Annotated in this window: 7 protein-coding genes; all 7 read right to left on the bottom strand. The window is 61.0% G+C overall.

All coding sequences use genetic code 11. From position 1 onward, the window contains the following. Positions 1 to 295: 295 nt before the first annotated feature. A complete protein-coding gene (locus BGE01nite_RS28080) occupies positions 296 to 3199 on the bottom strand; it encodes a DUF1549 domain-containing protein (RefSeq protein WP_146856154.1) in 2904 nt (967 codons plus the stop codon). Positions 3200 to 3445: 246 nt separating this feature from the next. Then, a complete protein-coding gene (locus BGE01nite_RS28075) occupies positions 3446 to 4915 on the bottom strand; it encodes a DUF4331 domain-containing protein (RefSeq protein WP_146856152.1) in 1470 nt (489 codons plus the stop codon). A gap of 24 nt (positions 4916 to 4939) precedes the next feature. Beyond that, positions 4940 to 6373: a DUF4331 domain-containing protein gene (locus tag BGE01nite_RS28070; protein ID WP_170267132.1), complete on the bottom strand. Its 1434-nt coding sequence runs from the start codon at positions 6371 to 6373 to the stop codon at positions 4940 to 4942. 69 nt (positions 6374 to 6442) lie between these two features. Next, positions 6443 to 7579: a tetratricopeptide repeat protein gene (locus BGE01nite_RS28065; protein WP_218033124.1), complete on the bottom strand. Its 1137-nt coding sequence runs from the start codon at positions 7577 to 7579 to the stop codon at positions 6443 to 6445. A gap of 441 nt (positions 7580 to 8020) precedes the next feature. Continuing rightward, on the bottom strand, positions 8021 to 8731 hold the full coding sequence (locus BGE01nite_RS28060; protein ID WP_146856146.1) for a cupin domain-containing protein: 711 nt from the start codon (positions 8729 to 8731) through the stop codon (positions 8021 to 8023). Next, complete coding sequence (locus BGE01nite_RS28055; protein ID WP_170267130.1) at positions 8728 to 9318, bottom strand: sigma-70 family RNA polymerase sigma factor; 591 nt, start codon at positions 9316 to 9318, stop codon at positions 8728 to 8730. The genes BGE01nite_RS28060 and BGE01nite_RS28055 overlap by 4 nt, the downstream gene beginning before the upstream one ends. A gap of 175 nt (positions 9319 to 9493) precedes the next feature. After that, the coding region (locus BGE01nite_RS28050) for a sigma-70 family RNA polymerase sigma factor (RefSeq protein ID WP_218033123.1) at positions 9494 to 10364 on the bottom strand (871 nt) is incomplete at its 5' end.

The raw sequence follows: 10364 nt of genomic DNA, 5'->3' as shown, positions 1-10364 counted from the left end.
AGGAATGGAGGAATGGAGGAATGGAGGAATGGAGGAATGGAGGAATGGAGGAATGGAGGAATGGAGGAATGGAGGAATGGAGGAATGGAGGATGGTCGGCGCGATGCTGATTTTGTGCGCAGAGGATGCTTTGATTCTCGAAGACGTGAGGTGCGCACGCTAGCGGTGTCGACGATGCAAGGGTGCCCTTGCATCTCTGCCACCGCACTCCGGGACGCTTCGCGACTTCGGCGCCTAACAAAAAAGAGCGGGCTGTTGGGCCCGCTCTTCTTGGTGAGTGATTGTCTTTGGATGATCAGTGGTTGAAGTAGAACTCCTTGGAGTTCATGAGGGCCCAGAAGACGTCTTCGAGGGCTTGCTGGCGCTGATCGGCGGAATTGGCGAGGGTCTGCTGGATGGTGGTCCACTCCTTATCGTTCGGCAGGCGGCCGAAGACGCGAAGGTAGAGGTCCTCGGTGATCTCGCGGTCGGTCTTCTTGTCCTTGACCATGGTGGCCACGACCTTGCCCTGCTTGATGCGGTCATTGACGGCATCACCGTTCATGAGGTGGAGGGCCTGGGAGAGGGTGGGCTCCATCTTCACCTCGCAGGAGCAGACGGACTCACGCTTGGCACGGCCGAAGGTGGTGAGGAAGTAGTTGCTCACAGCGCCGTCAGCGATCTGCACGGCGCGGGCACCGATGGGAAGACCCTGGAATTTGTTAGGCGTGTCAGTGATCTGGGAGATGGCGTCCAGCAGGATCTCGGCGCGCACACGACGGACGAGGGCGTGGGAGAAGTTCTTTTTGTCGCTGGCGTTGGTCTCGTTGACCTTCGTGCTGCGCTGGTAGGTCATGGAGGTGCAGATGTCCTTCACGAAGCGGCGGAAGTCGTATTTGTAGTCCGTGAGGTTCTGGGCCAGGGCGCTGAGCAGCTCAGGATTGGAAGGAGGATTGGAGACGCGCACGTCATCCACCGGATCGACGATGCCGACACCGAAGAAGTGGGCCCAGACGATGTTCGAGATGTTGCGGGCAAAGAAGGGGTTCTTCGGAGAGGCGATCCACTCGGCGAGCACTTTGCGGCGGTCTTCGCCGGGCTTGAGCTCAGGGGTTTCACCACCGAGGAATTTGGGCTTCATCACGGCATTGGTGAGGAAGTGGCGGGACTCACCACCCTTGCTGTTGTAGATGATGACTTCCTGCGGGTCATCCGTCTGCTTGCGGCCGATCTGGCTGAAGAAGGCCTTGAAGCCGTAGTAGTCATCCATGGTCCAGCGGTCGAAGGGATGGTTATGGCACTGGGCGCACTGGATGCGCATGCCCATGAACACCTGGGCGACGTTTTCCGTGAGCTTGAGCTGGTCGACTTCCGTCTGGTAGAAGTTCACGGCCGGGGTGGACACGGTGCCGCCGGTGGAACCCACAAGTTCCTTCACGATCTCATCCAGCGGGATGTTCTTGCCGATGCGGTCGGCGATCCAGTTGTAGTAGAGAAGGGCGTTCTTGTAGAAGGGCGGCTGGTTGTTGTTGATGGCAGAGCGGATCTGCAGGAGCTCGGCCCACTTCATGACCCAGAGTTCGGTGAACTCCTTGCGCTGGGTGAGGGTGTCGATCAGCGCTTCACGCTTCTTCGGGTTCTGATCGGCGAGGAAGCTGCGGATGTCCGCAGGTGGCGGATACATGCCGATGACGTCGATGTAAGCGCGGCGGACATATTCCTCGTCCGTGCAGATGCCGCTGGGGAGGATGCGCAGCTTGTGGAGGTTCTCATCGACATGCTGGTCGATGTAGTTCGCCTCGGCGAGCTTCGGACGCTCATACTGGAGCTTGGCAGGAATGACGAGCACCTGGGAGGTGACGCTGTAAACATCGAAACGAGCCAGCACGAAGGCCACACCACGCTCACCGCTGGTCACGAGGGCCTGCTTGTCGACGCTGGCGGAGGGATCGTTGTTGGACATGTAGAGCGCGAGCTTCGTCACGTCGCGGTCGGTGCCATCGGAGTAGGTGGCGCGGACGGTCATCTGCTGGGTGTTGCCAGCGCCTTCGAGGACGATCTGTTTTGGGAAGACCTCGATGCCAGTGACTTTCGCATAACCGGGCTGGTCGTTCTGCGCGCCGTTGCTGATCCACTCGAGCACGGTCTTGTTGTACTCAGACTCAGGCTCGTAGCACTGGTTGCCAGAGTGCGGCACGGAACCGACGGCTTTTTCGACGAGCGTGCTTTCCTCAGGGATGGCCAGGTTCACACGGCGGCCCACCATCTCACGAGTGAGGCGCATGTAGTCACCATCGGGATCCATGCCGAAGAGGCTGAGGCGGAAGCCATCCTTACCGCGGGCAGCGCCATGGCAGCCGCCCTGGTTACAACCACCGCGAAGCCAGATAGGCATGACGTCGAGATGATAGGAGACGGGGCGGTCCTTGAGGCCGTCCTTGATGGCGACAGCGGCCTTCACAGTCTGGCCGCCGACGGTGGCCACGAGCTCGGTCGTACCGGCATCCACCAGCGGCTTCAGCACATCGCCATCCAGAGCGGCGACCTTGCCGTCGGCCACATGGAGGTTGGAGAAGCGGGTGACGTCACGGGTGGTGGCATCATTGAAGGTGGCGAGGACGACCACGCGATGGAAGTCGCGCTTCGTTTCGAGGGAGTACTTGTCCGGGAAGATCTCCACCTTGGTCAGCGCAGGCAGTTTTTCATTCAGTGCCGCGAGAGCCTTCTGCTCTTCGGGGGACTTGAAGCGGAGCGCGACGCCCTGGGGCCATTTGGCACCTTCGGCGATCCACTGCTTCAGCAGGGCGATCTCATCCGCCGCGAGAGGGCCACCTTTAGGGGGCATGATGTCATCGTGATCCGCGGCAAGAACGACACGCTTGATGATGCTGCTCTCGTCAGGTTTGCCGGGGACGAGGCCTGCGCCGCCTTCACCGCCCTTGAGGATGGCCTCGGCGGTATGCATGAGCAGGTCACCCTTCACCTTGTTCGGGTTGTGGCACTCCAGGCATTTGGACTCGAGCACGGCCTGCACCTTGGCGAAATCCACGCCCGTGTGGGCGGCCGGTGCCGGTGCTGGCGCGGGTGCAGCTGCGACCGCCGCAGGAGCGGCGGCGGGAGCTGGAGCCGGGGCGGCGGCAGGCGGGTTCGCGAAGCTTTGCCCTGCCACAGACAGGAGGGCAGAACCGAGCAGAAGGGTATGACGAAGGGGGGATGCCATGGGGAGGGTGACAGTAAGGCTGGAGAAACCTACGCTGTCAGAACGGGGTTTTTCACAAAATCGGAGAAAGTCTTCCCGCCAAGCCCCTGACGCCCAGCCGGGGAGGGGGCACTTGATGGCGTACACCTCGAGAGCTGACCCTCTCCGCGGGACGTCCTTCTAGCCGCGGAAACCCCTAAAAATCGGCAGCCCCAATGCGCGGACGCAATTGGGGCTGCCGACCTGTCAATGATCACGGGTGACTGTTCAGTCGTGCTGATGATTACGGCCGTTCAGCGGCGTGGCGGCATAGGGGAAGACTTTGTTGTAGCCGATGTCATTGCCGGTCACGCGGTCGATGTCTGTGGCGGGACTGCCAAAGATCATGGGCGGGCTGGTGCGCAGGTCGCTGAGGAGGGCGATGACGGCGATATCCACCACGTCGTCCCCGAAGCGGCGGCCATTCGGCCAGCCGCCAGGAACGGTGCCACCCCCAAAGCCTGCCTGGACCGTGCTGGTCAGGGTATCACCCCCGAAGATGCCGAGCCGGTGAAAGCCTGCGTCTGATGGAGCGGCCCCGACATTGCTGCCGCCTGCGAGTCTGGCGGGGGCGGTGGACAGGTCGACCTTGATGATGTCAGGGATGAAGATGCCTGCAATGTCCGTGCGGTTCACGCGACGATCAGGCTGGGCACCGAGGATGGTGGCCAGCTCGGGAGCGGTCGCGTATTGTTTGAAGCGCATGACGTCTTCGGCAACGGGGGAGCGATTGTAGGCGTCCTTCACGAGTCCTGGGAGCAGTGCCTCACAAAAGAGGGGGTTCCCCTGACGACCGACCTGGACGAATGTGCCCGCGCGAGTGTCAGCCGCCGAGTCCTTCAGCACCGTGGTGGTCTGCCTGCAGGTCTCTGCCCAAACACCGGCGATTTTCTGGTCACCCCCGAGTTCGGTGACCGGAATGTTCAAGACGATGGTGTGGACGTTGAACCCAGCCTGGCTGTCGAAGGGCTTGTTGGCCCCGGCGAAGCTGAAGTCGAGGTCGAAGATGCTCTGCACATCCGCGTAAAAGCCATCATCACGCTGACCCGCGAAGACTTGGTAGCCTGCAAGGTTGGTATAGACACTGGCGGCGGTGTAGGTGTCGAGACCGGCGGCCATGGCCACGCCTTCCCTGGCAGCATTTTCACCGCTGTTGCCCTGATTATAGAGAGGTGTGGTGAGGCCCTGGTTATTGGGCGGCACGACCGCGTTAACAAAAAGCATGGTGGCTTTATTGTCAGAACCAATTTTCTTCACCGAATACTTCTGTGTCAGATTCTGAGAAGCATCGTCCACCGTGTTGATCACGCCGAGATAAGACTGCGCGATGGTGTTCTTGTTCTTGTAGGTTGTTTTGAAGCTGAACTCATACGTCGCGGTGGGGACGGCCTTCGGCTTGGGGATCGCGGCGGTGGGCAGGCTGGCTCCCGTGGCGACGCGGATGCGGTAGAGCACATTGTCGTCAAAGTTGTATCGGTTCGGTCCCACGCCGGGCTCCTCATGCGGATAAACCGCGAGAGCGACGGTGAGGTATTTGACCGAATTGTGCGTGGAGACGAAGGCGTAAACGTCCGTCGTATTCGCCGCCGGATCGAGTGTGATGAGCGGGGCATCCATGTGACTGGAGGCATGGCCGGTGAGCGGCAGCAGTGCGGTGAGCGCCAGGCTCAGCACGCGGGAAGGTTTGGTAGTGATCATGACAAATATTTGATTAGGGGTCCATTAGTCGTGCTGGCGATTGCGGCCGTTCAGCGGTGTGGCGGCATAGGGGAAGACTTTGTTGTAGCCGATGTCATTCCCGGTCACGCGGTCGATGTCTGTAGTGGGGCTGCCAAAAATCATCGGCGGGCTGGTGCGCAGATCACTGAGGATCGCGATGACTGCGATATCGAGCACGTCATCTCCGAAGCGGCGGCCATTCGGCCAGCCCCCAGGAACGGTTCCGCCGCCAAAGCCGGTCTGGATGTTGCTGATGAGCGTGTCTCCGCCAAAGATACCGAGGCGATGGAAACCACTGTCATCCGCAACTGCATTGGACTGGGTGCCACCGGCGAGACGCGCCGCTGAGGTCGAGAGATCCACCTTGATGATGTCCGGGATGAAGATGCCCGCGAGATCGGTGCGATTGGTCCGGCGGTCCATCTGAGCGCCGAGCAGCGTGGCAAGTTCGGGAGCGAGCGCGTATTTGTTGAAGCGCAGCGGATCATTGGCGATGGGACCGCGGTTGTACAAATCCTTGTCCACAATGGGGACGACGGCCTCGCAGAACAATGGATTGCCCTGACGACCGACCTGGACCCAACCACCGGTGATGGCGCCACCTGTGGGGCGCAACGTGGTCGTGGAGCGGCGGCAGGTGGTGGCCCACACGCCAGCCACTTGCTGATCGCCACCGAGTTCTTCGATGGGGATGTTCAGCACGATGGTGTGGACATTGTACCCGCCCTGGCTGTCAAAGGGCTTGTTGGCCCCGGCGAAGCCGAAGTCGAGGTCGAAGATGCTCTGCACATCGGCGTAGAATCCATCATCACGCTGACCCGCGAAGACCTGGTAGCCGAGGGGACTCGTGAAGATGGCGGACTTCGTGTAAGTATCGAGTGCCGCGTGGCTGGCCACGCCTTCCTTGGCGCGGTTTTCACCGTCGTCGTTCTGATTGTAGAGTGGCGTCACCAGGCCCTGATTATTCGGTGGCACGATGGCATCTGGGAACAGCGTGGTGGTCGCGGTGCCTGGGCCGATGCGCCTCACGGTATAATGTTGAGTGAGGTTTTGCGCCTCGTCATTGACGCTGCCAATCTGGCCGATGTAGGACTCCGCAATCGTGGATCGTGTCTTGAAAGTGTTACGGAAGCTGAACTCAAACGTCGCGGTGGGCGGAGCCGTGGGCTTGGGCTTGGCTGCTGTAGGCAGGCTGGCTCCGGTGGCGACGTGGATGCGGTAGAGCACACGGTCGTCAAAGTTGTAGCGATTGGGTCCCACGCCAGGCTCCTCATGCGGATAGACCGAAAGAGCCACCGTGAGGTATTTGGTGAGATTCTTTGTGGTGACGAAGGCGTAAACGTCCGTCGTGTTTGCCGCCGGATCGAGGGTGATCAGCGGTGCATCCATGTGACTGGATGCCCGGCTGCTCGGTGGCAGGAGGGATGCCAGAAGCATGGCCGCTAACAATAAGTTTGGTTGTTTTTTCATGTTTTTTTCTTGAGTTTCGGGACAGTGGAAATGGGTTCAGTTGGCGGTGCTTTCGTCGAGCAGCCTCTGCTCCGATGGCAGGAGCTGGCGGCGCATCTGCTGCGCTTTGCCAAGCTGCTCAGCGGCCAGGGAGGGCTCTCCGGCAGCTTTCGCGATGATGCCTGCGTGGAGGAAAAGCCGTGCATCACGAGTGCCCTCAGCCAGCGCGCGGCGCGTGCTGATGAGCGCTGCTTCAGGTTCTCCAGCGGCATGTTGTGCCCAGGCCAGTGCATCCCAGGAAAAAACATCACGCCGCGTCATGACCTCCGCTTTTGCCAGGTCCAAAGCCTGATCCAGCTCAACGCCCCGCGTGGCGAGATGCAGCGCAAAGGAGCGTGGATCTGCCTTGGCTCCCTGCTGCTTCAATGACACCAGGACAATCGCGGCCTCATCGTCCTGCCCCGCGAGATGAAGCGCATCAGCGAGCGCCCACTGCACCTCGGGCAGTGGCAGTGTGGCAGCAGCTTTCTTCAAGCAGGCAACGGCTTCCACAGCTTTGCCCTGGGCCAGCAACACGCGACCAATCACCAACAATGCATGAGGGTATTCGGGGACGATTTGCGTGGCCCGCGTGGCGGTCTGCATGGCCAGTTCAAGCTCATCGTTCTGCCATTGATAAAAGGCGAGCCGCGCCGTGACCCACGCGAGAGCTTCAGGATCACGATAGCTGGCGCAGGCAATGGCCTGCTCGTCCATCTCGATCGCGCCCACCACATCACCTTTCAGCCAGCGGATGTGGGCGATGCGGCTGTAGCTAGGCATGCAGGGCTTGGCATCGATCATGGACTGATACACGGGCACTGCGGCCTCAAGCTGGCCCTGCTCCATGAGTGCATCTCCGAGCAGCGCATAGTCCTGCATGTCCTGGCGGATCTTGATCAGCCGGCCCGCGATTTCTTCCGCATCATGGAACTGGTGCATCGCCAGCAGCGAGTGACCGCGCAGCAGCAAGGCGGTGGGGTTGTTCGAGTTCTGCGTCTCAAGAAGCTGACCGCAGAGTTCTGAGCGCACATAAAGCGTCTCATCTGAGGTCAGCCGAGCCTGGGCGATGAACAACTGCGCCAGTTGCTCCATGGCTTTGATGTCATCAGGCCTGGCCTGAACTGCTGCCTGCAGCTTTGTGATGGCTGGCACGAGGCGGCTGTCTCCATCCACCGATTTGAGGACTAAGGCGAGCGCCTGATCCTTGGGTAGGGATGCCGGGCGCAGCGTGTGAGCGTGCGCTTGACGACTTGCAGCCACTATCGCGACGAAGGCGATCATCATATGCGAATACTTCATTGTAGCGAGTGGTGCGCTGTCATGAAGGTATTGGATTCAAAATGCATAACATATTATTCCCATGCGATGGCGGGCGGTCCATGGCATGCGAACTCGTCAGCTTGTTAATCAACCCGCCAGGGACTCAAGCGGGGAATGAAACCACATCGAGTGCATAACCAATTATTAGTCGTGGTTACTTATTTCCCGCGCATTGAATCCGCTTCAGGCGCCTCGGGTCATGCGCTTGAACGCGGATGACCTAACAAAAAGAGTGAATCTAGAGAGGTGCCTCGAGGTTTGTCATCAGCCTTGTCAGGCCGTCTGCAACCTGGCAGCTTTGGCTGGAGGCGGTGGCTTGCTAAGGATGGCCAGTGCGTGGCAGCCATCCATGGAGAAGGCCTCGTCATGATGGGTGCCGGGGGCGAAGTGCAGGAAATCTCCGGGGGCGAGCAGGCGGCCCTGGGTCTGGAGGTGCCCGGAGAGGACGTAGAGAGCCTCCATGCCGGGGTGATCATGGGCAGGAATGCTGGCTCCGGCCTCCAGGCGGAGGATCTCGATGCGCAGGGTTTCCTCATCCCGGAGGAGTTTTTTACGCAGGCCCGGCACGCCGGTGTGATTCCAGGGCAGTTCCTCAGGATCGATGAATTCAGGCTCCTTGCCGGCTCCTTCGAGCTGCGTCTTCACGTCATCAGGAAGGGTCAGGAGGGGGCGCAGCAGACCGAAATAGCGGGACTTCAGCCAGGCGCTCAGGGTTTTCGTGTGGCTCGCAGTACCCTTTGCAGGAGGGTCGGAGCAGTCCTGCTTCGGCAGATTGGCGAGCACGCGCGCTTTCAGGTGGGCCGGAGGGGCGACGGGAGGGCTCGCCGCGAGGGCCATCATGGCGGCGGTGTCGATGTAGGCGGCTGCCTCTGCCTTCTGGGTGGGATAAGCGGCCAGGAGGCGCTCAAACTGCGCCTGCTCCTCGGCAGTAAGAGTGCCGAGCGCATTTCCGAGCGCGAGTTGTTCAAGCGTTTTACAGATCATAACTGGTCCTCCAGGGCATCCCGCAGGGTGATCATGCCACGACGTATCCGTGCTTTGACGGTGCCGAGCGGTATTCCCAGGTGAGTTGCGACTTCGGTCTGGGACATACCGTTGAAAAAGGCCAGTTCAATGGCGGCTGTCTGGTCCCGGGGCAGGGTGGCCAGGGCGCCATGCAGGCGGGTCACCGCCCCCTCACAGGGGTGGCTGGAAGCTGCGCCGGATGGATCAGCGGGCAGATCTGTCAGGGCTTCCTGGGCCAGACGCTCCATGCCATCACTCCGGCGTTTCCAGGCGCGGAGGCGGTCGATGGCCTTGTGCCGGGTGATGACGACGGCCCAGCTCAGCGGCTGTCCGAGAGATGGATTGTAGACTGCGGCGCGTTCCCAGATCGTCCGCAGGCCGTCCTGCAGCACCTCCTCGGCCTCCTGGATGTCTCCCACGACCTTGATGGCGATGGAGAAGAGCAGGGTGGCGTGACGTTCGTAAAAGACGCCGAGCGCGGCTTCATCACCACACGACATCTGGTGGAGCAGCTCTGCATCCGTGGGGCCGGAAAATCCGTCCGCGATGTCCGTGGCCAGACTCATGCTGGAAAAGAGGGCGAGGCAAAAGGCAACGAGCAGGCACCCGACTCCCGTGAGGAGTCTCGGGGCAGGGCACAGCGCACGGTCACGAACATCTGCATGGCTTTTAACCAAGGCGAACGTCTGCGACAAGGCTAAAGGCCGCATCTTCCAGATTTTGGAGAGTTCGGGGTGCATTTCAGGCGGCAGCCTCCAGCTGGTTGCGCAGCTCGATCAGGCTGCGCCGGATGACCGTTTTGACCGTGCCGAGCGGCAGGTTCAGGCTGGTGGCGATCTCCGCATGGCTCAGGTCACTGAAGAAGGCGAGGTCAAGCAGGCGGCGCTGCCTGGGGTGCAAATTGTCCAGCGCTTTGTGCACGGTCTGTCTCAGCTCGCGACGCGCAGGCTCGCCAGCGGAGTGATGGTCGACATCTGCCGCGAACCAAAAGTCTGTTCTTGAGCGCTGCAGCTTCTTTTGCCGGCGTTCGTTTCCGCGCATGCAGTCGATGGCCTTGTGCTTCAGCATGACCACGGTCCAGGAGAGCGGGCTGCTGAGTTCAGCGTCGTATCGGGCGGCCTTGTTCCAAAGGCTGACGAGGGTGTCCTGCAGCACGTCCTGGGCATCCTGCTCATCCCACAGCATCTTCAAAGCCAGGCCGTAGAGGCAGGCGCTGTGACGATCATAGAAGAGGCTCATGGCCCCGGCATCCCTGAGGGCGATGCGCCGCAGCAGCGCCACATCGATCTGGCGTTCAGGATCGTCAGCCGGGGTGGCACGTGAAACGGGGCGGGGAGCAGCCGGGATGCCTGACGGCGCTGGCAGAGGGGGGAAGCACACCAGGTTTCGCGGTGCCGTGTTTTCCTCACTGTTAGTTAGGTGGGGGGAGACGAGCTCGGTCCTGGGACGGTGCCAGACTGGAGGGGCAGGCGGTGCGGGCATCATGGTGGCAGGAGAGTGGAGGTTTCCGTTCGCGCCGACCTCTTGAGGGGATCGGCGGCGGAAGAACGCCAACTTTTGCTGACCGGATGCATCACGGGGGAAAATGAACTCGGAAGTCACTGCCACCGCC

The sequence above is a fragment of the Prosthecobacter gellanilyticus genome, assembly GCF_007992435.1.
GTDB lineage: Bacteria > Verrucomicrobiota > Verrucomicrobiia > Verrucomicrobiales > Verrucomicrobiaceae > Prosthecobacter > Prosthecobacter gellanilyticus.
This window is presented reverse-complemented; position numbering and strand designations above follow the sequence as displayed.

Excerpts from the sequence above, each read along its gene's own strand:
- BGE01nite_RS28070 (WP_170267132.1), bottom strand. The coding sequence starts at position 6,373 with ATGCTTCTGGCATCCCTCCTGCCACCGAGCAGCCGGGCATCCAGTCAC.
- BGE01nite_RS28080 (WP_146856154.1), bottom strand. The coding sequence starts at position 3,199 with ATGGCATCCCCCCTTCGTCATACCCTTCTGCTCGGTTCTGCCCTCCTG.
- BGE01nite_RS28060 (WP_146856146.1), bottom strand. The coding sequence starts at position 8,731 with ATGATCTGTAAAACGCTTGAACAACTCGCGCTCGGAAATGCGCTCGGC.
- BGE01nite_RS28055 (WP_170267130.1), bottom strand. The coding sequence starts at position 9,318 with ATGAGTCTGGCCACGGACATCGCGGACGGATTTTCCGGCCCCACGGAT.
- BGE01nite_RS28075 (WP_146856152.1), bottom strand. The coding sequence starts at position 4,915 with ATGATCACTACCAAACCTTCCCGCGTGCTGAGCCTGGCGCTCACCGCA.